At 72.0% G+C, this 20,335-nt stretch carries 20 protein-coding genes and 1 pseudogene; 7 read left to right on the forward strand and 14 right to left on the reverse strand.

The annotated features are described in order from the left end of the window. Positions 1-102 precede the first annotated feature (102 nt). Positions 103-1,854: a lysine--tRNA ligase gene (gene lysS / locus QFZ58_RS21270; protein ID WP_307126491.1), complete on the forward strand. Its 1,752-nt coding sequence runs from the start codon at positions 103-105 to the stop codon at positions 1,852-1,854. Positions 1,855-1,977: 123 nt separating this feature from the next. On the opposite strand, the gene QFZ58_RS21275 is transcribed toward lysS, so the two are convergent. The 3 genes from QFZ58_RS21275 to QFZ58_RS21285 all read right to left on the reverse strand — a co-directional run bounded on the left by QFZ58_RS21275 (position 1,978) and on the right by QFZ58_RS21285 (position 5,492). Further along, entirely contained in the window at positions 1,978-3,417 is a 1,440-nt protein-coding gene (locus tag QFZ58_RS21275) for a DUF2637 domain-containing protein (protein ID WP_307126492.1), read from the reverse strand. A 181-nt stretch (positions 3,418-3,598) separates the two neighbouring features. Continuing rightward, positions 3,599-4,432 (reverse strand): DUF3558 domain-containing protein, encoded by an 834-nt coding sequence (locus QFZ58_RS21280; RefSeq protein ID WP_307126493.1) that lies wholly within the window; start codon positions 4,430-4,432, stop codon positions 3,599-3,601. A 235-nt stretch (positions 4,433-4,667) separates the two neighbouring features. Then, the gene (locus QFZ58_RS21285; protein ID WP_307126494.1) at positions 4,668-5,492 is read right to left on the reverse strand and encodes a DUF3558 domain-containing protein; all 825 of its coding nucleotides are present in this window, start codon (positions 5,490-5,492) and stop codon (positions 4,668-4,670) included. 172 nt (positions 5,493-5,664) lie between these two features. On the opposite strand from QFZ58_RS21285, the gene QFZ58_RS21290 reads away from it, so the two are divergent. Then, positions 5,665-6,858 (forward strand): RtcB family protein, encoded by a 1,194-nt coding sequence (locus QFZ58_RS21290; RefSeq protein WP_307126495.1) that lies wholly within the window; start codon positions 5,665-5,667, stop codon positions 6,856-6,858. A gap of 142 nt (positions 6,859-7,000) precedes the next feature. On the opposite strand, the gene QFZ58_RS21295 is transcribed toward QFZ58_RS21290, so the two are convergent. Next, on the reverse strand, positions 7,001-7,759 hold the full coding sequence (locus QFZ58_RS21295) for an SDR family NAD(P)-dependent oxidoreductase (protein WP_307126496.1): 759 nt from the start codon (positions 7,757-7,759) through the stop codon (positions 7,001-7,003). 171 nt (positions 7,760-7,930) lie between these two features. Then, entirely contained in the window at positions 7,931-8,266 is a 336-nt protein-coding gene (locus QFZ58_RS21300; RefSeq protein ID WP_307126497.1) for a YnfA family protein, read from the reverse strand. Between the two features lie 117 nt (positions 8,267-8,383). On the opposite strand from QFZ58_RS21300, the gene QFZ58_RS21305 reads away from it, so the two are divergent. Then, positions 8,384-8,905 (forward strand): hypothetical protein, encoded by a 522-nt coding sequence (locus tag QFZ58_RS21305; protein WP_307126498.1) that lies wholly within the window; start codon positions 8,384-8,386, stop codon positions 8,903-8,905. A 26-nt stretch (positions 8,906-8,931) separates the two neighbouring features. Here the strand turns inward: QFZ58_RS21305 and QFZ58_RS21310 are convergent. Next, positions 8,932-10,417: pseudogene (locus QFZ58_RS21310) on the reverse strand (FAD-dependent oxidoreductase). Positions 10,418-10,536: 119 nt separating this feature from the next. Here QFZ58_RS21310 and QFZ58_RS21315 point away from each other — a divergent pair. Beyond that, positions 10,537-11,115, forward strand: a complete 579-nt coding sequence (locus tag QFZ58_RS21315; RefSeq protein WP_307126499.1) for a TetR/AcrR family transcriptional regulator — start codon at positions 10,537-10,539, stop codon at positions 11,113-11,115. Between the two features lie 341 nt (positions 11,116-11,456). On the opposite strand, the gene QFZ58_RS21320 is transcribed toward QFZ58_RS21315, so the two are convergent. The 4 genes from QFZ58_RS21320 to QFZ58_RS21335 form a co-directional block, all read right to left on the reverse strand. Next, complete coding sequence (locus tag QFZ58_RS21320) at positions 11,457-12,209, reverse strand: Mut7-C RNAse domain-containing protein (protein WP_307126500.1); 753 nt, start codon at positions 12,207-12,209, stop codon at positions 11,457-11,459. Between the two features lie 208 nt (positions 12,210-12,417). Beyond that, positions 12,418-13,230 carry a helix-turn-helix domain-containing protein gene (locus QFZ58_RS21325; RefSeq protein ID WP_307126501.1) on the reverse strand — a complete coding sequence of 271 codons (813 nt, stop codon included), beginning with the start codon at positions 13,228-13,230 and terminating at the stop codon, positions 12,418-12,420. A 334-nt stretch (positions 13,231-13,564) separates the two neighbouring features. Beyond that, positions 13,565-13,876 (reverse strand): hypothetical protein, encoded by a 312-nt coding sequence (locus QFZ58_RS21330; RefSeq protein WP_307126502.1) that lies wholly within the window; start codon positions 13,874-13,876, stop codon positions 13,565-13,567. 292 nt (positions 13,877-14,168) lie between these two features. After that, positions 14,169-14,669: a MarR family winged helix-turn-helix transcriptional regulator gene (locus QFZ58_RS21335; RefSeq protein WP_307126503.1), complete on the reverse strand. Its 501-nt coding sequence runs from the start codon at positions 14,667-14,669 to the stop codon at positions 14,169-14,171. Positions 14,670-15,052: 383 nt separating this feature from the next. On the opposite strand from QFZ58_RS21335, the gene QFZ58_RS21340 reads away from it, so the two are divergent. The 3 genes from QFZ58_RS21340 to QFZ58_RS21350 are packed head-to-tail and all read left to right on the forward strand — an operon-like array spanning position 15,053 to position 18,250. Then, the gene (locus QFZ58_RS21340) at positions 15,053-16,738 is read left to right on the forward strand and encodes a PP2C family protein-serine/threonine phosphatase (protein ID WP_307126504.1); all 1,686 of its coding nucleotides are present in this window, start codon (positions 15,053-15,055) and stop codon (positions 16,736-16,738) included. Continuing rightward, positions 16,735-17,904 carry a B12-binding domain-containing protein gene (locus QFZ58_RS21345; protein WP_307126505.1) on the forward strand — a complete coding sequence of 390 codons (1,170 nt, stop codon included), beginning with the start codon at positions 16,735-16,737 and terminating at the stop codon, positions 17,902-17,904. Before QFZ58_RS21340 ends, QFZ58_RS21345 begins: the two co-directional genes overlap by 4 nt. Beyond that, the gene (locus QFZ58_RS21350) at positions 17,825-18,250 is read left to right on the forward strand and encodes an STAS domain-containing protein (protein WP_307126506.1); all 426 of its coding nucleotides are present in this window, start codon (positions 17,825-17,827) and stop codon (positions 18,248-18,250) included. The genes QFZ58_RS21345 and QFZ58_RS21350 overlap by 80 nt, the downstream gene beginning before the upstream one ends. 61 nt (positions 18,251-18,311) lie before the next feature. Here QFZ58_RS21350 and QFZ58_RS21355 read toward each other — a convergent pair whose 3' ends face one another. The 4 genes from QFZ58_RS21355 to QFZ58_RS21370 all read right to left on the reverse strand — a co-directional run bounded on the left by QFZ58_RS21355 (position 18,312) and on the right by QFZ58_RS21370 (position 20,335). After that, positions 18,312-18,680 carry an STAS domain-containing protein gene (locus QFZ58_RS21355; RefSeq protein WP_307126507.1) on the reverse strand — a complete coding sequence of 123 codons (369 nt, stop codon included), beginning with the start codon at positions 18,678-18,680 and terminating at the stop codon, positions 18,312-18,314. A gap of 107 nt (positions 18,681-18,787) precedes the next feature. Then, entirely contained in the window at positions 18,788-19,264 is a 477-nt protein-coding gene (locus tag QFZ58_RS21360; RefSeq protein ID WP_307126508.1) for an ATP-binding protein, read from the reverse strand. A gap of 78 nt (positions 19,265-19,342) precedes the next feature. Then, a complete protein-coding gene (locus QFZ58_RS21365) occupies positions 19,343-19,696 on the reverse strand; it encodes an STAS domain-containing protein (RefSeq protein ID WP_307126509.1) in 354 nt (117 codons plus the stop codon). A 54-nt stretch (positions 19,697-19,750) separates the two neighbouring features. Next, complete coding sequence (locus QFZ58_RS21370) at positions 19,751-20,335, reverse strand: hypothetical protein (protein ID WP_307126510.1); 585 nt, start codon at positions 20,333-20,335, stop codon at positions 19,751-19,753.

Raw genomic sequence — 20,335 nt, forward strand, 5'->3', positions numbered from 1 at the left:
CCCACGGGGTGCAAAGCCGTTTTCGCGCTGCGGGTGGCACCTGGGAGAATGGGGGTGCCCCTCATGGGGGGCGCCCCTACGAGTCCTACACGAGAGAAGGACGTGCCGACCGTGGCTTCGAGTCAGAGCAGCACCGAGACCGACTGGGTCTCCCGCTTCGCGGACGATGTCATCGCCGAATCGGAGCGACGTGCGCCTGGCAAACCGGTCGTCGTCGCGTCCGGGCTCTCCCCGTCGGGCCCGATCCACCTGGGCAATCTCCGCGAGGTCATGACGCCGCACCTGGTCGCCGACGAGATCCGCCGCCGCGGGTACACCGTGCGCCACCTGATCTCCTGGGACGACTACGACCGCTACCGCAAGGTGCCGAACGGCGTCGCGGGCGTCGACGAGTCGTGGGCCGAGCACATCGGCAAGCCGCTGACGTCCGTGCCCGCACCCGCCGGGTCCGCGTATCCGAACTGGGCGGAGCACTTCAAGGCCGCGATGACCGAGGCGCTGGACGAGCTCGGTGTCGAGTACGACGGCATCAGCCAGACCGAGCAGTACACGGCGGGCACCTACCGTGCGCAGATCCTGCACGCCATGAAGCACCGCGCCGACATCGACGCCGTCCTCGACCGCTACCGCACCAAGAAGGACGGGGCCGCGGGCGGGAAGAAGCCGCAGCAGAAGAAGGTCGACGAGGCCGAGCTGGAGGCCGCCGAGGGCTCCGGTGCGGCGAGCGAGGACGACGGCAGCTCGAACGCGGCCGGCTACTTCCCGTACAAGCCCTACTGCGGCAACTGCGAGAAGGACCTCACCGTCGTCACCTCCTACGACGACGACACGACCGAGCTGAACTACACCTGCTCGGCCTGCGGCTTCGCCGAGACGGTCCGGCTCAACGAGTTCAACCGCGGCAAGCTGGTCTGGAAGGTCGACTGGCCCATGCGCTGGGCCTACGAGGGCGTGATCTTCGAGCCCAGCGGCGTGGACCACTCCTCGCCCGGCTCTTCCTTCGTCGTCGGCGGCCAGATCGTGCGCGAGGTGTTCGACGGCGTGCAGCCGATCGGCCCGATGTACGCGTTCGTCGGGATCTCCGGCATGGCGAAGATGTCGTCCAGCAAGGGCGGGGTGCCGACCCCGTCCGACGCACTGAAGATCATGGAGGCGCCGCTGCTGCGCTGGCTCTACGCGCGCCGCAAGCCCAACCAGTCCTTCAAGATCGCGTTCGACCAGGAGATCCAGCGGCTCTACGACGAGTGGGACTCGCTGGGCCGCAAGGTGGCCGACGGTTCGGTGCTGCCCGCCGACGCCGCCGCCTACGCACGGGCCGTCGGTACGGCCGCGGGCGAGCTGCCCGGCACGCCGCGCCCGCTGCCGTACCGGACGCTCGCATCGGTCGCGGACATCACGGCCGGTGCCGAGGACCAGACGCTGCGCATCCTCAGTGAGCTGGACCCGGAGAACCCGCTGACCTCGCTCGACGAGGCGCGACCCCGGCTGGACCGTGCCGAGAACTGGATCTCCACCCAGGTCCCGGCGGAGGCCCGCACGATCGTCCGCGACGAGCCGGACAAGGAGCTGCTCGGCTCTCTGGACGAGCAGGGCCGCGAATCGCTGCGGCTGCTGCTGGAAGGGCTCGACTCGCACTGGTCGCTGGACGGGCTGACCACGCTCGTCTACGGCGTGCCGAAGGTCCTGGAGGGCCTGGCGCCGGACGCCAAGCCGACGCCGGAGCTGAAGGTGGCCCAGCGGTCCTTCTTCGCTCTGCTGTACCGGCTGCTGGTCGGCCGGGACACCGGGCCCCGGCTGCCCACGCTGCTGCTCGCGGTGGGGGCGGACCGGGTGCGCAGGCTGCTCGGCGCGTAGCTCTTTCGCCGTTCCTGATCACCGGGCGGGCCGCTGGACGGCCCGCCCGGTTCTCTCATGCCGCCGACGGCTCCCTCATGCCGCCGCCAGGTTTCCCGCTGTGTCCGCTCCTGCCGCGTTTCGCTACGCGATGTGGTCGGCGGACATCTCGTTGTCGAAACGCTGCCGGAAGCCCGGCAGCAGGCGACGGAGGAGGGCGCTGCTGCGGGGGTGGCGGACGTTGTGGCCGTCGGCGAGGTGGATTTCGAGCACCGCGACGCTGGGGTAGGCCTGGTGCTGGTGCGTGTACGCGGCGAACACCTCGTACGCGATCTCGCTGAACTCGGCCTCCGCGGCGGCCCATTCCGCCTCCTGCTGGGCGTCACGGGGCTGCGGCGGGTCCTGCTGGCCCGTCTGGCCCTGCTCTTCGGTTCCGCCCTGCTCCTGCTGCTGCGGGTGCCGCGCCGCGTGCTGCTCCCCCTGCTGGTCCGGGTGCGGCTGCGGTTGGGCGGCCCTGGGGTGCGGGAACGCGCCGACGGTGCCCACGTTGCCGAGCGGGCGGGTACGGCCCCCGGGGCCGGACGGGATCATCACAGGGGTGGGCTCCAGGCCCTCGACGTACGTCGGGTTGTACGCGCTCTCGTAGGCGTCGTCCGGTACCTGGGGGGCCGCGAACCACGGGCTGTCGTGCGAGCCGGGGCCCTCCTCGGGCCACTCCTCCTGCTCGTGCGGCCAGTCGTCCTGCTCGGCCGGCCGGTTGCGCTGGTGCTGCGGGGACTGCTGGGCGTGCCGGTCCTCAGGCTCCGGACCCTCCTGCCCCTGCTGCGGGACGTACGGAAGCTGGGGCTGCCCCTGTCCGGCCTCCGCCACCGACGGGACGGGCGGAAGCAGGACCGGCTCGATGCCTGCGGCGGCGAGGCCGGCCGGAGCGGTCTCGGCGAGCGGGACGCCGTACTTCGCCAGGCGCAGCGGCATCATCGACTCGATGGGGGCCTTGCGGCGCCAGTTGCGGCCGAAGCGGGCCTGCAGACGGGCCTGGTAGATCAGCCGGTCCTGCTCGAGCTTGATGACCTGCTCGTAACTGCGCAGCTCCCACAGCTTCATCCGCCGCCACAGCTTGAACGTGGGGACGGGGGAGAGCAGCCAGCGGGTGAGGCGGACGCCCTCCATGTGCTTGTCCGCCGTGATGTCCGCGATGCGGCCCACGGCGTGACGGGCGGCCTCGACGGAGACGACGAAGAGCACCGGGATCACCGCGTGCATGCCGGTGCCGAGCGGGTCGGGCCAGGCGGCCGCGCCGTTGAAGGCGATCGTCGCCGCGGTCAGCAGCCACGCGGTCTGGCGCAGCAACGGGAAGGGGATGCGCATCCAGGTCAGCAGGAGGTCCAGCGCGAGCAGGACGCAGATGCCCGCGTCGATGCCGATCGGGAAGACCAGCGAGAACTGGCCGAAACCCTTCTCCTCCGCCAGCTCGCGCACGGCGGCGTACGAACCCGCGAAACCGATCGCGGCAATGAGTACCGCACCGGCGACGACGACCCCGATGAGTACTCGGTGTGTGCGTGTCAGCTGCATTGCGGCCACCCGCGGTCCCCTCCCGACTTCGTTGGGCCGGCCTCATTTCGGCATCCGGCGCGGGCACAGCCTGGCACATGCGTGCGAGACGTGATGCGCGGGGAGGGGGCGAAGCCCGGACCTCAGGGGCGGTCCGGGCTTCGCGAAGGGGGCGCTGGGCAGGGGCGTTCGCGTCCCTGCCGGGCTGTGGTCACGACTTGCGCGTGGCCTTGCTCGTCGTCTTGCTCGTCGCCTTGCTCGTCGTCTTCCCGGAGGCCTTGTCCGTCGCCTTCGCGGATGCCTTGGGGGTGGGCGCGGCCGAGGACGTGCCGGCGGAGGGTGCGCGGTCGGCGCCCACCGCTGCGACGGCTTCCTTCGCCGCCTTCAGGGCGTCCTTGAGGATGTCACCGGCGTCGGGCGTCTTCGCTCCCGCGTAGCCGGCACCGTTGTAGGTGAGGCTGACCACGACGTTGCCCGTACGGGCCAGGACCGTCGCGTACTTGAAGTCCTCACTCGTCTTGGTGAGGTCGTAGGTGACGGTCGTGGCCTGCTCGCCGATACCGGCGGTGGGCATGGCCGCGACCTTCTTGGCGCCCTCGGTCGCCTGCGCCTTCGCGACCTGCTTCGTGTACTCGTCCGTCGCCCGCTTGGCGCCGCTGCCCAGCGCCTGGTCCGACTCGAAGCGGGTGAAGCCGACGTCCAGCCAGCGGTACTGCGAGCCCTTGACGCCGTTGTCGTCCAGGCCGTTCCAGGAGCAGCTGCCTCGGGTGACGTTGTCGCTGGACCTGCCCGGTGTGCCGCCCTTGTTCTTCGTCTTGGGCACCAGGGACTCGATCGTCTTCTTGCCGATCGACGTGCAGGCGTCGGGCAGCTGGGCGAACTTGGCGGGCTCGACGCTCGGCTCCGTCTTCGTCGCGCTGGGCGAGGCGGAGGAGCCCGCGTCCTTCTCGTCGCCGGAGTCCGACGAGCAGCCGGCGAGGACGAGCATCACCGGTACGGCGGCGCAGGCGAGTATGCGGGACAGTCGCGGGGCTGATCGGTGCATGGTTCCTTCACTCGGACGGCACGGGGTATCGGTCGTGCGGGCGGTCGGCGGTACGTCGGTCGGGGGGTTCGTCGGTCTGGCTCTGCGTCGATCGGTCGGGCGGTTCGGGTGGAACGGGCGGGGGCGGACCCGGCGCTCCGGACGGCCACGGTACGACGGACGGCGGCGGCATGCCGCCTCGGGCCGGGCGCCGGGAGGGCGCGACGGGCCCGGGCGAGGGCCTGTCGCGACCGGACTACTCGTTGAGGGTCTCGGCCAGGTTCCGGGCCAGGGCCTGGGCCTTCTCCTGCAGTTCCCTGCTGTCGGGCGCCGCGGTGACGAGGGCCTGCTGCTCGGTGTACTGGACGGTGACGATGACGTTGGATGTGCGGAATACCACGCTCACGGTGCGGTGCTGCGCGGTGGAACCCGCCCGGGTGAGCACATCGTCCAGGAACGCCGCGTCCCCCAGTCCGTCGAGAAGCCGGGGCTGCAGTTCGTCGTCGGGACCGGCGCCGCTGCTGCCGCCGGGATCGGTGCTGCCGCCGGTACCGGCATCGCCGGACGGCGTGCCGGAGGCCGGTCCGCCCGGAGAGCCGGAGGAGGGCTTGTCAGGGACGCCGGAGACCATGTCGGGGGTGGAGCCGGCCATCGGAGGCAGGTCGGCGGCGTCCACCTTCGTCGCGTACACCTCGCGGGCGCGGTCGTCGTCGCTCACCGCGGGGTCGTAGGACACGACGCGCTCGAAGTCGATGGACAGGTTCCGGGAGGCGTCCGGGGCGTCCGACTTCCAGCGGCAGCCGACCTTGCGGTCGGTGTCGTAGGTGACGGTGGCCGTGCCCTCGTACACCTTCTCCTGCTGCTCCTCGGGCAGTTCGGCGGCGCCGGGCAGCAGGTTCCTGAGAGTGGAAGGTGGTACGGCGCGGCAGGATTCGGGCAGCGTCCGGTACTTGCCGGGAGGTGCGGCCGAGACCTTCGGGCTGCCGGCTTTGCTGTCGGCGTCGGTGTCGTCGGCTTCGGATCCGGCGCTGCAGCCGGCGACGAGCGCCACGAGCAGCGCGACGCCGGGTACGTACGCCATGTGTCGCACGATCCCAGGCTCCCTTCGGTACGGAAAACAGGTTGCCGCTCGATAGCGGCCGATGGACACAATGTGTATCGCACGCACTGCTGTGAATGCCGGTCGGCCGACCGTTATGCCGACCTCGGCACCGGTTTTGCGCTTTCAGTCTTTTCGGGGGAATCGAGGAGTTATGTCGTACGTAGAGGTGCCGGGCGCGAAGGTCCCCATCCGTATGTGGGCTGATCCGGCGTCGGTCGAGGACGTCGCCATGCAGCAGCTGCGGAACGTGGCGACGCTGCCCTGGATCAAGGGCCTGGCCGTCATGCCGGACGTCCATTTCGGCAAGGGCGCGACGGTCGGTTCGGTGATCGCGATGCACGGGGCCGTCTGCCCGGCTGCGGTGGGCGTGGACATCGGCTGCGGGATGTCGGCGGTGAAGACGTCGCTCACGGCCAACGACCTGCCGGGTGACTTGTCGCGGCTCCGGTCGAAGATCGAGCAGGCGATCCCGGTGGGGCGCGGGATGCACGAGGACATGGTCGACCCGGGCACGCTGCACGGGTTCTCGACTGCGGGCTGGGACGATTTCTGGTCGCGATTCGACGGAGTCGCCGATGCGGTCAAATTCCGGCAGGAACGCGCCACGAAGCAGATGGGAACGCTCGGAAGCGGTAATCACTTCATCGAGTTCTGTCTCGACGAGGCGGGTTCTGTGTGGCTGATGCTGCACTCCGGGTCCCGGAACATCGGCAAGGAACTCGCCGACTTCCACATCGGGCAGGCCCAGAAGCTTCCGCACAACCAGGGCATCATCGACCGCGACCTGGCCGTGTTCATCGCCGACACCCCGCAGATGGCGGCGTACCGCAACGACCTGTTCTGGGCCCAGGAGTACGCCAAGTACAACCGGTCGATCATGATGGGTCTCTTCCAGGACGTGGTCCGGAAGGAGTTCAAGAAGGCGAAGGTCACCTTCGAGCCGGTCATCTCCTGCCACCACAACTACGTGGCGGAGGAGCGGTACGAGGGCATGGACCTGCTGGTCACCCGGAAGGGCGCGATCCGCGCGGGCTCCGGGGACTTCGGGATCATCCCGGGCTCCATGGGGACCGGCTCGTACATCGTGAAGGGACTGGGGAACGAGAAGTCGTTCAACTCGGCCTCGCACGGTGCCGGGCGCCGGATGAGCAGGAACGCCGCGAAGCGGAGGTTCTCGACGCAGGACCTGGAGGACCAGACGCGGGGCGTGGAGTGCCGCAAGGACTCCGGTGTGGTGGACGAGATCCCCGCCGCGTACAAGCCGATCGAGCAGGTCATCGATCAGCAGCGGGACCTGGTCGAGGTCGTCGCGAAGCTCAAGCAGGTCGTGTGCGTGAAGGGCTGAGACCGCCCGGCGTCCGACCTGGCCGGCAGGCCCCGGACCGCCGGTCCGGGGCCTGCCGCCGTGAGCGGAGCCAAGCTGTCAGCCGTCAGGCGGCCAGGCGTCGGCGGCAGCCGTCATCCGTCAGCCGCCAAGCCGTCAGCTGTCAGAGCGTGCGGTGAACCTTGGAGTTGGAGGCTTGGGCGCGGGGGCGGACCACCAGAAGGTCGATGTTGACGTGGCTGGGGCGGGTGACGGCCCAGGTGATCGTGTCGGCGACGTCGTCGGCGGTGAGCGGGGCGTCCACACCCGCGTAGACCTTGGCCGCCTTCTCGGTGTCGCCGCGGAAGCGGGTCGTCGCGAACTCCTCGGTCTTGACCATGCCCGGCGCGACCTCGATCACCCGGACAGGGGTGCCGACGATCTCCAACCGCAGGGTCTCGGCAAGGACGTGCTCAGCGTGCTTGGCCGCTACATAACCGCCGCCGCCCTCGTACGACGAGAACGCGGCCGTGGAGGAGAGGATCACGACCGTGCCGTCACCGCTCGCGGTGAGGGCGGGAAGCAGCGCCTGGGTGAGGTTGAGGGTGCCGATGACGTTCGTCTCGTACATCTGGCGCCAGTCGGCGGGGTCGCCGGTCGCGACGGGGTCGGCGCCCAGCGCGCCACCCGCGTTGTTGACGAGGACGGCCAGGGAGCGGAACGCGGTGGCGAACTCGTCGACGGCCGCGCGGTCGGTGACGTCCAGCGCGTACGCCGCCGCCTGGTGGCCCGCCTCCGTCAGCTCTGCGGCGAGCGCCTCTATGCGGTCCTTGCGACGGGCGGTGAGCACCACGCGGTAACCGGCGGCGGCCAGCTGCCGGGCGGTCGCGGCGCCGATGCCGCTGCTCGCGCCGGTGATGACGGCGATGGGGGTGGCGGCCATGGCGAACTCCTCGGACAGCTGATCGGTACGGGCCAAGGATAGGCAGGCCGTCCAGGCCCGGGCCGGGCGGCCGGGGGCCCGCCTTCCGGACGCCTCGATGCCGGGGAGGCGAGGCGGCCTCGGTGAGCGGCGCCTGCCGGGGCGGAGAGGCGGGGCAGGGTCCGGCGGGTCTCAGTGGTTCCGCGGCGCGTACATGATCAGCGCCATGCCGGCCAGGCAGATCAGCGCGCCGGTCACGTCCCACCGGTCCGGGCGGTAGCCGTCGGCGACCATGCCCCAGGCGATCGAACCCGCGACGAACACCCCGCCGTACGCGGCGAGGATGCGGCCGAACTCGCCGTCCGGCTGGAGCGTGGCCACGAAGCCGTACGCGCCGAGCGCGATGACACCCGCGCCGATCCAGATCCAGCCCCGGTGCTCGCGCACGCCCTGCCATACGAGCCAGGCACCCCCGATCTCGAAGAGCGCGGCGACGACGAACAGTGCGACGGAGCGGGCGACGAGCATGGGGTCAGCGTGTCATGCGGGGCCGGGCGCCGGACGACGGTGGGCCGTGCGGGTGGGAAGGACCGAGGAACCGAGAGGCATACAGGGAGCTTTGGGTCCGATCGGTATGTTCGGCGCATGCGAGTGACGCGTAGAGCAGGGCTGATGCTGTCCGCCGCTACCGCGATGGCGGCGACCGTGGTGCCGGGGCCGGGACTGTCCGCGGTGGCCGAACCGGCGGCCCGGCCCGCTGCATCGGAGTCCCGGTCCTTCGCACCGGAGGCGGACGTGTCCCACCACGGGCGGGTCGCACTGCGCGACGAGCACCTCGGGGTCATGGTGCGGACGGAGAACAGCGGGCCGTCGTCGCTCGTGGACGCGACCGTACGGCTGCGCTTCTCCGTGCCGCTCGCCGCCCGGCAGCAGCTTCCGCGGGACTGCCTGCGCAGCGGCGACCGGGCGGTGCTCTGCGCGACCGGGGCGCTGGGGGCGGGTGGCGACGCACGGCGCACGGCTTTCGGCCTGCGGCTCACGGGCAGGCCGGCCGAGGTGGTCGTACGGGTGGACACCGTGTGGAACGGCGGCGCCAGCGACCGGGACCGGCGCAACGACACGCACGAGGTGCTGGCGCTCTCCACGGGCGACGCCTACGTGTTCTGAGAATCCGCCGGATCGCGCCGCCGAGCTCATCGGCCGAGGGCGCGGTCCAGGGCCGCGGGGTCGGGGTGATCGCTCGCCCAGGCGATGTGTCCGTCGGGGCGGACGAGCAGCGCGGTGGTGCGCTCCCCGGCCCAGTGCGCGTGGACGAGCGGTACCGGGGAGGCAGGGGCTGCCGGTATGCCGGTGGCCCGGGGTGTGACCAGGACGAAGGAGCCCTCGCGCAACAGCTCGAGGAGGCGGCCCTCGGCGAGGTCGAGGTCAGGGGCCCGGGTGCCTGTGAGGCGGTGGCTGCCTCGCGGGGCGCCGTAGGCGATGCCGATGCCGGAGATCCTGCCGATGGCTCGGTCCGAGGCCGGTCGCGCGACGGTCAGCAGCCGCGTGACGGCTGTGCGCACGGCCCGCTGCAGGGGCGTCCTGGCCATGGCGAGGCGGACGATCGCACCGCTGGCACGCAGGACCCCGGCGCCGACCGGATGCCGTTCGCCGTGGTAGCTGTCGAGAAGGGCCTCGGGGTCCGCGGAGTGCCCGTGGAGGACGGCCGCGAGCTTCCAGGAGAGATTTCGCCGCGTCCTGGAGGCCGGTGTTCATGCCCTGCCCGCCCGCAGGGGAGTGGACGTGTGCGGCGTCTCCTGCCAGGAAGACCCGGCCGACGCGGTAGGCGGGCACCTGACGCTCGTCGCTGTGGAAACGCGAGATCCAGCGGGCGTCGTGCATCCCGTAGTCGGTGCCCAGTGCGAGGCGGGCGATCCCACGCAGCTCGTCGAGCTCGACGGGCTCGCTGTCGGCGGCCTGCCGGGTGCGGTTCCAGCCCATGACGCGGTACCAGCCGTCCCCGAACGGGGCGATGAAGGCGAACGCCTCCCCCACGCCGTTGACCGTGAGCAGCCCTGGTGGGGTGTCGGTGAGCCGTACATCGGCCAGGACCATGGACTTGATCACGGATTCGCCGGGGAACGGCAGCCCGAGGGCGCGGCGAACGGTGCTGCGCACACCGTCGGTCCCTACGAGGAACCTGGCCTCGACGGTGGAGCGGGCCCCGGCGGGGTCGCGTATGTCCGCGGTGACCGTCTCGCCGGTGGTGGACCTGACGAGGCCGAGCAGCTCCGTCCCGTACCGGAACTCCACGCCCGCCTTGAGCGCACGCTCCCTCAACAGGTGCTCCACCTCGTACTGCGGAGTGATGAGGAGGAACGGGAAGCGGGTCCGCAGCCGGGAGAGGTCGAGGGAGAGCCGGCCGAAGAGCCGCATGTCGGTGAGGGTCGTGCCGGCTGCGATCAGGGCGTCGGCGAGGCCGCGGGCGTCGAGCAGCTCCAGGGTGCGTGCGTGGACGGCGAAGGCCCGGGTCGTGTTGCCCGTCTCGCGGGGGCGGCGCTCGACGAGGGTCACCGACACGCCCCGGACGGCGAGGTCACCGGCGAGGAGCAGGCCGGTGGGGCCCGCGCCCACGACGAGTACATCCGTGGTGGCTGTGGCGTCGGCGGAGCTGGATCCCGTGCTGGACGTGCCGGTCATGGCGGCCTCCCGAGCGAATACCAACGACTGTTGGCCAACGGTCGTTGGTCAACGCTTGTTGGCAACAGTAGGGCGGCGCGTGATGGCGTGTCAACGCTTGTTGGCCTACGATTGTTGGCATGACAGCGCACGCTTCCTCAGCCACCCCGCGCCGCTCGGACGCCACGAGGGCGGCGATCCTCGAAGCGGCCCGGGAGCGGTTCGCCGCCGACGGGTACGAGCGCGCCACCATCCGGGCCGTCGCCCGGGACGCGCGCATCGACCCGTCGATGGTGATGCGCTACTACGGCTCGAAGGAGGGCCTGTTCGCCGCGGCATCCGAGATCGATCTGCGGCTGCCGGGCTTGGGCGCCCTGCCCGGCAAACACGTCGGCGCCGTACTCGTCGGGCACTTCCTGGACCGGTGGGAGCAGGACGACGTGCTCACGGGCCTGCTCAGGGTCGGTGTCACCAACGACGCGGGAGCCGAGCGGATGCGGGCCGTCTTCGCCGAGCAGCTCGGGCCGATAGCCGCCGGTGTCTGTCCCGACCCCGCCGACGCGCCGCGCCGTGCGGCGCTCGTCGCCTCGCAGATCCTCGGCATGGCGCTCGCGCGGTACGTCCTGCGCATCGAGCCCGCCGTCTCCATGTCGCGGCAGGACACCATCGCCTGGCTCGCGCCCACGGTGCAGCGCTACTTGACGGCCGAACGCCCCTGACACCTTCCGCCCGGACCGGACCGGACCGGGACGGACCGGACCGGACCGGCCGGGCCGGGCGGGATCGGACGGGACGGGATCGGACGGGATCGGACCGGACTGAAGCGGATCGGACCGCGACCGGACCGGATCACGGAGCGGGGCCCGGTGGCGTGCGTCGCAGGGGAAGAGGAAGGCGCGGTCGGGGTTCTGCTCGAGCGGAGCCGAGAGCTCGGGGAAGAAACCCCTGGCAACTGACGACCACGTGTCGAGGCGAGGCGCCAGGGCACACGAGCCCGGCATGTCCCGAACGAGAGGCCACCTGATCCGTGTTCGCGTACGGCCGGGGCCCGGCCCGTGCCTCAGGCGGAGGGCCTGGTCCCGGTCCCCGCCTCACCGAACTCGCGCACCGCGTCCGCCACGATGACCTCCAGGCGGCTGTGGTGGGCGCCCCGCCAGTACACCCGCCCGCAGGCGGTGCACTGCGCGAACACGTCGTAGGTCCGTTGGGTGCCCTGCTCCAGCCGGCCGCTCACGGAGTCCTTGTCGGCCTCCGCGAGTTCCCCGTTGCAGGCGGTGCAGCGGGTCCAGGGTGCGAGCGCCGGGGTGAAGCGGCTCAGGACGTCGCGCAGCTGCTCCTCGGGGCGGTCGCTGTAGAGGTAGGCCCCCGCCCAGATCTCCCTGCGCCTGAGCAGGCCCCGGTCGCGGGAGAGCAGTACCCGCCGCTCCTGCGCCGAGAGGGTCGCGAGCGCCGGGTCGCCGATGTCCGTGCTCTCGTACGCCGCGTCCACGCCCAGCAGGCGCAACCGGCGGGCCAGCGTTCCCAGATGGACGTCGAGCAGGAAGCGCAGCGGCGCGCCCGGCACCTGCTGGGGGCGTCGCACCGCCCGTACCTCGATCCGCTCGCCGGCCACGGGGATGTGGGAGGCGGGCACGGGGCGTCCGTCGACGAGGAGCTGCCCGGCCTCGGTGAGCGGGACGCCGAGGGACTCCACGACGTGCCCCAGGGTCGAGGAGCCGTCGGTGACGACGGCGGTGCGCCCCTGGCGGCGCTCGTGGGCGACGAAGAGCCGCAGCTCCGGGGCCACTTCGAAGTCGATCTCGGGTCCGTTCACCCCGTCAGGATGCCACTGCGCGGGCCGCGGCGACGAGCGGTCGGAGGCGGGCGCGAACCCGGGGGACGAGCCCGGGGGTGTGAGCTCGGAGGCGTGAGCACAGGAGTGTGAGCTCGGGGGTGTGAGCTCAGGGGTGTGAGCTCGGGGGTGTGACGTGCACGAGGGCCCTCGGGCTCCAGTTGGCGGGCGCACCGGCGAGGCCGCGGTGTCAGCGGGGTGCGAACGCCGTCGGCGGCGCGCCCACCGTCGCGGTGAAGTCCCGCACCATGTGCGCCTGGTCGCTGTAGCCGAGATCGGCAGCCAGCGCGGCCCAGTCGGGCTCCGGGTCCGTCCCGGCGCGCTGCAGGGCCTCGTGGATGCGGTGCCGGAGGATGACCCACTTGGGCCCGACACCCACGTACGTGGAGAAGAGCCGCTGCAGTGAGCGCGCCGACAGGCCCTCCGCCCGCGCGAGCGCGTCGACCCGCAGCAGCGAGCGGTCCGTGCGTACGAGCTCGGCGAGCGCCATGGCGCGGTCGGCCTGCGGGTCCGGCCGGGGGGCCAGTGGCAGCAGGTACGCGTCGAGGGCCGCGACCCGGGCGTCCTCATCGGGGGGATCGAGCACCGCCCCGGGCGCGGGGGCGGCCAGCACCTCGGCGGCCGGAACTTGCCGCCCGGTCCACGCCGACACCGGCCGGTGCGGGGCGAACGGCCGGAAGCCGCCGGGCCGGAACTTGACACCGCACACCCGGCCCCGGCCTTCGAGCCGGCGGCTGAAGAGCCCTTGGACGATGCCGTAGACCTCGGCGTGTCCGGCGCGCTCCGCAGGGCTGCCCGACTCGGACCGCTGGAAGACCAGATGCACCGAGGGGTGCGGCACCACCTGCGAGACGTAGGGCTCGGTGAGGTCCCAGTCGATCAGCCAGTAGTGCTCCAGCCAGTGCCGCAGCCCGGGCGCGGGTTCGCGGAGCCGGAAGCGCACGCGCGTGAACAGGTCCGGAGCGTCGACGATGCCCCGCGTCTCGCGTGGTGAGGCGGCCATGTACCGGATCCTAGGCCGCCGGTTGCCGGTTGCCGGTTGCCGGTCGCTAGTCGCCGGGCCGCTGTCGCGTCTGTTCAGGACGACGGGCAGGGCCGGGCGCGACGTCACATCCATGAAGAAGGTCGGTGAACTCCTCGACCGGGCCGCGGCGCAGGCCGGCCCCGTCGTGCAAGGGATCGGTGACAGGCACCCGGGACCTGGCGCGGGCGGACGGGCCAAGGCTTCACGCCCGCCCCCGAGGGGTGGCGGAACCGGAACCGGGGCTCGCCGAGAAGACCCCGCAGGCCAGGCGGACGAGGGCGTTCGGCGGGCCCTTCCCCCGTGGCGTCCGGGACTACCGCCTTCGAGCGGGTACCGGCAGTGACGGGCCGCGATCCTCAGTGGCGTGCGTCCCGCCTCGGACGGTGGGGGTGCGCGCAGCCGGGTGCGGGGCGGGTGGGTCGTCGTAGAGCCCGCCCAGGGTGGCGTAGGCGCTGCCGACCGCGGCCTCGGCGAGGATCACGGCGTCGCGTGCGGCGAGACGGGCTGCCTGGCGGGTGTACGGGGACGGAGGACGGTCGCGATGCCGTCGGCATCGCCGGTACGAGTACACCCCGCTCGCGATGACCACGGCCGGGACGGTCAGGATGAGCAGCAGGTCATCCATGCAGAGGCCTCCTCCGGAGTCGTTCTCCCAGCATCGGCAGACCCGGCGCAGCGACTGAAGAGCGGTCTTCGGCCAATGATTGGCCGAAGAGTGCTCGCGACGCCGTCGAGCGGGCCGAGCCGCCGTTGGGGACTCTCCGGCGCCCCACTCCCGGCCCGGTCCGGTGCTCGTGCGTCGGCGGCTCCGCGTTCGCGCGTCAGTCTGACTCCGCGTTCGCGCGTCGGCGACTCTGTGCCCGTGCGTCAGCCTGACTCCGCGCTCGTGCGTCGGCCGAGCCCTGCGTACGTGTCGTCTACGCGCTGCGCCGGTGCCCGTAGGGGCGGCTCGCCGTCTGCGGGGGCGCGGCGGCCGCCTCGCAGAACGCCGAGAGGCCGGTGGCGAGGGCGCGGCGGGCGGTCGGGGCCATGTCGTTCATGGTCTCTCGCAGGAACTGCTGTCGACGGTGCCTGAGTACGCCCAGATGCGCCGCTCCGACGTCGGTGAGTCGCAGCTGTACCTCACGGCGGTCCTCGGCCGTCGAAGTCCTGCGGAGGAGACCGGCGGCCTGGAGCCGATCGCACATGCGGCTCACCGAGGGCGCGGCCATCGCGAGCTGCCGTCCCAGGTCGCCCATGTTGATCCCCGGCATGCGGTCGACGACGTCCATGACCCGGGTCTGGTTCGGAGGGACGGGATCGGTGTCGAAGGCGTCCCGACTGCGTTCCCAGGCGCGTTCGATGAGGTCCAGCATCTGCCCGGCATCGGAGAGGCCGTCCGGTGCCTCCTGGGGGGCCGGGGCGGAATCCTCGCGCATGTGTCACTCCCGGGTGAGCGCTGGGAAACGAGCCGGCCGAGCCGGCCGGTGCGAGCAGCCGCGTCATCGACGATAGGCCATCGGGAGGCGGTGCCGTGCCGGTCATGCCGTGACTGACTCGGTCGGCCGGGGGCAGGCTGAGGAGATGGGCGCAGGCTTCTTCGTCCGGCACGCCGCCCCGCCCGCGACCGCGCCCGGCACGGACTGTGTGCTTCTTGTGAAGGTTCGCCGGGCAGACGATGTGCACACTGCTCCGGAAGGACCCAGTGGCGCGAGGGTGGGTTGCCATCCGCTCCCCGACTGGGCAATGGTTGCCGGGAGGAAAGTATTTTTCGTCGTCCAGTTGGAAGGTGGTGCGACTCGCCACAGGCGGGTCCCCCCTCATGGCCCGTCTGAAGGAACACATCGCCACGAGAACCAAGCAACATGCAGAGTCCGACCGGTGGGGCCAGGCCCCGTACGCCGCCGTCGTCGTCGACAGAGCGGGAAACGTCGTCGACCTGAATCCGGCCGCCGCCGCGCTCCTCCAGGACGTGGGCCGGGGCCTCGCACTGTCGGAGGCGGTGCCGTCCTGGCTGGCTCACGCCCATCAGGAAACGGTGAACCTCGCCGGCCGTCCGGCCGGTGCCGTTCCGGCGTCCGCGCCACGCCCGCCGGCTTTCCGCGGCCGGATCGGTACGCGGAGCTTCGTGGCGCATCCCGCGCCGAACCAGGACGGCGACGTGGTGTGGTGGCTGGTCGACGACACCGGCAGGCATCTCATCGAGGAGGAACTGGCCACGGAGCGGGAGCGCACCGCCTTCCTGGCCGAAGCTTCGAACATCCTGCTGGCTTCGCTGAACACCGACCGCTGCATGCAGGTCACCGCCCAGCTCGCTTCCCAGCACCTCGCCGAGGCCGCGGTCGTCATCGTGCCGGCCTCCGGGCGGAAGCTGCCCATGGCCTACGCGGTCGGGGGCGGTGCGGCGGACCGTGGGACGGTGACGGCGGACCCCGCCCGGGTCCCCGGTCTGAGCGAGGCGCTGCAGGGCTTCCCGCCTGTCCCTTCCCGGTGGATCGACCCGGCCTCACTGCCCGACTGGCTCCTTCCGGAGCAGTTCACCGGCACCGTCGGTTCGGCTGCCATCACCCCGCTGCCCGGCCACGGAGTACCGGCAGGCGTCCTGGTCCTCCTGCGCAGCACGGGCTCCACCGAGTTCGACGAGACCGAGGAGGTCTTCGCCCGGCTGTTCGCCGCCAGGGCCGGGGCCGCCCTGTCCGCCGCGCGGCTGTACGCGGAGCAGAGCGACATAACGCGGACCCTGATGCGGGACCTGCTGCCACCCCGGCTGGACCGGGTGAACGGGGTCGAGTTCGCGGGCGGCTACCAGCCCGCTGCCGCGCGGGACCGGGTGGGCGGCGACTTCTACGACGTACACCCCGGCAGCACCCCCGGCGACGCCTCTCTGGTGGTCCTCGGTGACGTGTGCGGAAAGGGCCTGGACGCAGCGGTACTCACCGGCAAGATCCGCAACACGGTCCAGGCGCTGACGCCGATGGCGGACGACCACGAACGGATGCTGCGGCTGCTCAACGGGGCGCTCCTGAACTCGCACCACACACGCTTCGCGACCCTGGTGCTGGCTTCGGTCCGCCGCGAGGAGAACCGGGTGCGTCTGCGCCTCACGTCGGCGGGCCACCCCGCCCCCCTGGTGATCCGCAGCGACGGCCGTGTCGAGGAGATCGACACCCGGGGCACCCTGGTCGGGGCGCTGCCCCACATCGAGGCCCACACGGTGGAGGCCGGTCTCGACCCCGGCGAGACGTGCCTGCTCTACACCGACGGCGTCACCGAGGCGCGAGGCGGACCCCTCGGCGACGAGCTGTTCGGCGAGGAGCGGCTGATGCGGGCCCTGGAGGAGTGCGGGGGCATGCCGGGCACCGCCGTGGTCGAGCGTGTCCAGATGCTCGTGTCCCAGTGGCTGCAGGACGGCCGGCACGACGACATGGCGCTCGTCGCGATCACCGCCCCGCTGACGACCCATCTGAGTGCGGTGGACGGCCACACCCGGGGCAGGTACACGGCATGAGCACACGGACTCCCGCCGCGCACCGGACACGCGGCCTGCAGGACCGGTTGTGGGTCGCGGTCATCGAGCGGAACGAACACGCCGCCGCCCAGGTGGTGTTCACCGCCCTGGACGACGGGATCGACGCGGAGGCCGTGCTGCTGGACGTCATCGCCCCCGTCCAGGCACGGGTGGGCTCCGAGTGGGCGGCCAACCGTCTCGGCGTCGCGCAGGAACATGCGGCGAGCGCCATCGCCGAGCGGATCATCGCCGCGCTCGCCCACCACCCGGCCGTGCGCGTCACGCCGCGGCTGGGGCGGGTCACCGTGGCCTGCGTGGACCAGGAATGGCATGTGCTGCCGGCCCGTCTGCTGGCCGAGGTGCTCACGCTGCGCGGATGGCAGGTCGACTTCCTGGGGGCGCAGGTGCCCACACCGCAGCTCGTCGCACACCTGCACAGCAACGGGGCGGACGTGGTGGCGCTGTCCTCGTCCCTCCCCGCCCGGCTGCCCACCGCGCACGCGGCGATCACCGCCTGCCAGGCGGCAGGGGTGCCCGTACTGGCGGGTGGGGCGGCGTTCGGGCCCGACGGCCGGTACGCGCGCCGCCTGGGTGCCGACGCCTGGGCGCCTGACGCGCGCTCCGCGGCGCGGCGCATCGCGGACCGCATACCGGTGCCGGTCCCGGCCGCCGGCCGGCAGCAGATCGACGATCTGCCGCACCTCGGCGACCAGGAGTACACCCTCGTCGTCCGCAGCAGGCCGCAGCTCGTGCGGGCGGTGCTGACCCAGCTCGAGAGCCGCTTCCCCGCGGCAGCGGCCTACACGGAACGGCAACGCGAGCACACGGCACAGGACATCGCCCACATCGTCGAGTACCTGGGCGTGGCCCTCTACATGGACGACGGCGAACTGTTCACCGGCTTCCTGGCGTGGACGGCGGGCATCCTCGAAGCCCGACGGGTTCCGGCCGCCTCCTTGCCACCGGTCCTCGACGTCCTGGAGACGGAGCTCAAGGACTTCCCCCGATCGACCCGGCTGCTCGGCCAGGCGCGCGCCGTTGTGGACGCCCTCCTGGCATCCGCCGGCCACAACCCCGGAGCCTCGGATGACCGATCGTCCCTGTCCGCCCCTCACCCTGGCAGTCGAAGCCGGTCCGGGTGCCGTACGTCTGCGTCTCGCCGGTGACCTGGACTACGACACCAGTGATCAGTTCGTGGAGCGGGCGCAGGCCTGCCTCGCCGCCGATCCGGGGCTGCGTGACCTCTTCCTGGACTGCGCCGGGCTACGGCTGTGCGACTCGACGGGTGTCTCCGGCCTGCTGCTGATCCACCGCGGCACGACGTCCCGCGGCGTGGTGCTGCACCTGGAGAACCCGCCCGCCTTCCTCCTGAGGATCCTGGACGTCACCGGGACCCGCCGGCTCTTCGCCCTCGACGGCGCCGGCCGGCAGGCCGAGCGGACGGAGGACGGCCCCCCGCTGCCCGCCGAGGCGCGGCGCCAGGCCGTGCCGCCGCCCTCCCCCTCCGGCTGACGCGGCGCCGCATCGGCGGGCGCCGGTCAGGAGATGGCCACGGTCACAAGGCGGGCGCCGGTCAGGAGGCGGGCGGCGGCGCGGCGAGGGCCGCGTCGAGCGTGGGATGGATCCGGAGCACCTGGTCGACCCCCGCGATCCGCAGGAGCCGTGTCAGGGCCGCTCCCGGTGCGGCGATGCGCAACTCCGTCCGCTGGTGCACCTCGAGGAGCAGACCGAGGAGCGAGGAGTCCGCGAACGTGACCGCGGACGCGTCCAGGACGACCACCTCATGCCCCGGGACGGCCTGCCACATGGCGAGGAAGAGCGGATCGACGGTGTCCGAGTCGAGATCACCCTGGGCCCGGACGACCCAGTACCCGTTGATCGCGCCTTCGGCCACGACCACGGACGAGGCCGGCGCGGAGTTGTCGAAGGGCTCGCGGACCATGGGGAAATTATGCCAACTGCCCGCCTCCGCACGCGCGGAGGGCGTCCCTACGGGCGCCGGCCCTTCGTGACCCTCGCGGGGGGAGGAGGATTGCCCCGACGCCTCGTTCAGACGAGTGCCACCAGCGCGACGATGTGCTTGCCGTCGGGGAGGTACGTGATGGCGACGCGCTTCGCCAGCCGGCGTACCAGGAGCCAGCCGTAGCCACCGTCGGGTGCGGCGGCCGGATCACGTTCCGTGGTGACCGGTGGCCGTGTACTGGCGTCGGTCACGGTGAGGAGGAGGCCGTCGCCGATGATCTCCGCCCGGAACCCGGTGAGCCCGCCGCCGTGCCTGACCGCGTTGGTCACCAGCTCCGAGGTCACCAGCAAGGCGTCGGCCACCACGACATCGGCCGGTCCCTCACCGCCCAGCCCACAGAACTGCGCTTCCAGGAGCCGGGTGACGGCGTCGCGCGCGGCAGCCGCGTTCCGCGGCACGCCGCCCGTGCCGGCAGGTCCGTCCTGAGCAGCTGGGCCGACGGCGTCCTCCGGCCCATCGGCCGGAGCCCCGCCGTCCCACAGCTCGTCTCGTTCCCCGTTCATCGCTCCGTCACCTGCCCGAACGGCGCCCGGTCACACTCCTCGGCACGAAGCCCGCCGAGGAGCGGCGCGGGCAGGCGGTCAGCATGTCAGCGCCGCGTCCACCGAGTCGGCGAACGTGAAGGCGCCGGAAGTGCCCGAGACCTCGAAGAGCCTGAGCACCGCCGTGCCGAGCGGCCCCGCCAGCACCAGCCGCACCCCGGCCTCGGCATGGCGGTGCTGTGCGTCGAGCAGGGCGTGCAGCCCCGTGGAGTCGGCGAACTGCAACCGGGACAGGTCGGCCACGGTCAGCCGCCCGCCGCTCCTGGCCGCCTCCTCCAGCGCCCCGACCAGCGCGGAGGAGCCCGACCACCCGTCCAGGCTCCCGCGGACACGGATCAGGACCACGCCGTCGTCCGTGGTCTCCACGACCACGGGCACCTCATCTGCCGTCATGCGTCATATGTTCTACGACCGGGCAGACGCGGAGTGACCAGGGGTGGCAAGCACTCAGGGCCACACCAGGCAGTAGGCCTGGTGTCCGGCGTCATGCAGCCGGTACGAGAAGTCCTGCCACTCGTGGAGAAGCTGGTAGACGTTGAACGCGTCGCGCGGCCCCCCGCGGTCCGGCACCGTGGACCAGATGAAGGCGGCGGCACCGACCGACTCCTCGCCGACGTCCCTCAGCGGGTCGACGACCGTCATCGGGAGCTTGACCACCGCGTAGTCGGGATGGAGCACGACCAGTTCCAGCGGGGGGACCTTGTGCAGGGGTATGCCCTGTATGCCGGTGAGGACCATGGCCGCCACCGTCTCCGGCTTGATCTTGCTGAACATGCCTCCCATGCCCAGTTCGTCACCACCGAGCTCCTCGGGCCGCATGGAAATGGGCACGCGTGCGGCAGTGGCCCCGTCGGGGGCCCCGAAATACTTGTAGGTCACCCCCACCCGTCCACTGCTCCTGCTCCCGGGCACCTCGACACCGGCCGCCCGGTCGTCCCGTACCCGCTCGGCCTCACGCCGGTGCCGCCCTCGCCGGGCAGGCTCGGGCCCCAGGTCGTCGGTCCCTTCGCCCACTCCGCCACCGCGATGCAT

It is taken from the genome of Streptomyces sp. B1I3 (genome assembly GCF_030816615.1).
In the GTDB taxonomy this organism is placed as follows: domain Bacteria; phylum Actinomycetota; class Actinomycetes; order Streptomycetales; family Streptomycetaceae; genus Streptomyces.

Bases quoted from the DNA above. Each gene is read 5' to 3' on its own strand.
- QFZ58_RS21365 (WP_307126509.1), bottom strand. From the start codon at position 19,696: ATGACGGCAGATGAGGTGCCCGTGGTCGTGGAGACCACGGACGACGGC.
- QFZ58_RS21300 (WP_307126497.1), bottom strand. From the start codon at position 8,266: ATGCTCGTCGCCCGCTCCGTCGCACTGTTCGTCGTCGCCGCGCTCTTC.
- QFZ58_RS21345 (WP_307126505.1), top strand. From the start codon at position 16,735: ATGAGCACACGGACTCCCGCCGCGCACCGGACACGCGGCCTGCAGGAC.
- QFZ58_RS21295 (WP_307126496.1), bottom strand. From the start codon at position 7,759: ATGGCCGCCACCCCCATCGCCGTCATCACCGGCGCGAGCAGCGGCATC.
- QFZ58_RS21330 (WP_307126502.1), bottom strand. From the start codon at position 13,876: ATGGATGACCTGCTGCTCATCCTGACCGTCCCGGCCGTGGTCATCGCG.
- QFZ58_RS21280 (WP_307126493.1), bottom strand. From the start codon at position 4,432: ATGCACCGATCAGCCCCGCGACTGTCCCGCATACTCGCCTGCGCCGCC.
- QFZ58_RS21285 (WP_307126494.1), bottom strand. From the start codon at position 5,492: ATGGCGTACGTACCCGGCGTCGCGCTGCTCGTGGCGCTCGTCGCCGGC.
- QFZ58_RS21305 (WP_307126498.1), top strand. From the start codon at position 8,384: ATGCGAGTGACGCGTAGAGCAGGGCTGATGCTGTCCGCCGCTACCGCG.
- QFZ58_RS21340 (WP_307126504.1), top strand. From the start codon at position 15,053: ATGGCCCGTCTGAAGGAACACATCGCCACGAGAACCAAGCAACATGCA.
- QFZ58_RS21360 (WP_307126508.1), bottom strand. From the start codon at position 19,264: ATGAACGGGGAACGAGACGAGCTGTGGGACGGCGGGGCTCCGGCCGAT.
- QFZ58_RS21315 (WP_307126499.1), top strand. From the start codon at position 10,537: ATGACAGCGCACGCTTCCTCAGCCACCCCGCGCCGCTCGGACGCCACG.
- QFZ58_RS21335 (WP_307126503.1), bottom strand. From the start codon at position 14,669: ATGCGCGAGGATTCCGCCCCGGCCCCCCAGGAGGCACCGGACGGCCTC.
- QFZ58_RS21290 (WP_307126495.1), top strand. From the start codon at position 5,665: ATGTCGTACGTAGAGGTGCCGGGCGCGAAGGTCCCCATCCGTATGTGG.
- QFZ58_RS21370 (WP_307126510.1), bottom strand. From the start codon at position 20,335: ATGCATCGCGGTGGCGGAGTGGGCGAAGGGACCGACGACCTGGGGCCC.
- QFZ58_RS21350 (WP_307126506.1), top strand. From the start codon at position 17,825: ATGACCGATCGTCCCTGTCCGCCCCTCACCCTGGCAGTCGAAGCCGGT.
- QFZ58_RS21325 (WP_307126501.1), bottom strand. From the start codon at position 13,230: ATGGCCGCCTCACCACGCGAGACGCGGGGCATCGTCGACGCTCCGGAC.
- QFZ58_RS21355 (WP_307126507.1), bottom strand. From the start codon at position 18,680: ATGGTCCGCGAGCCCTTCGACAACTCCGCGCCGGCCTCGTCCGTGGTC.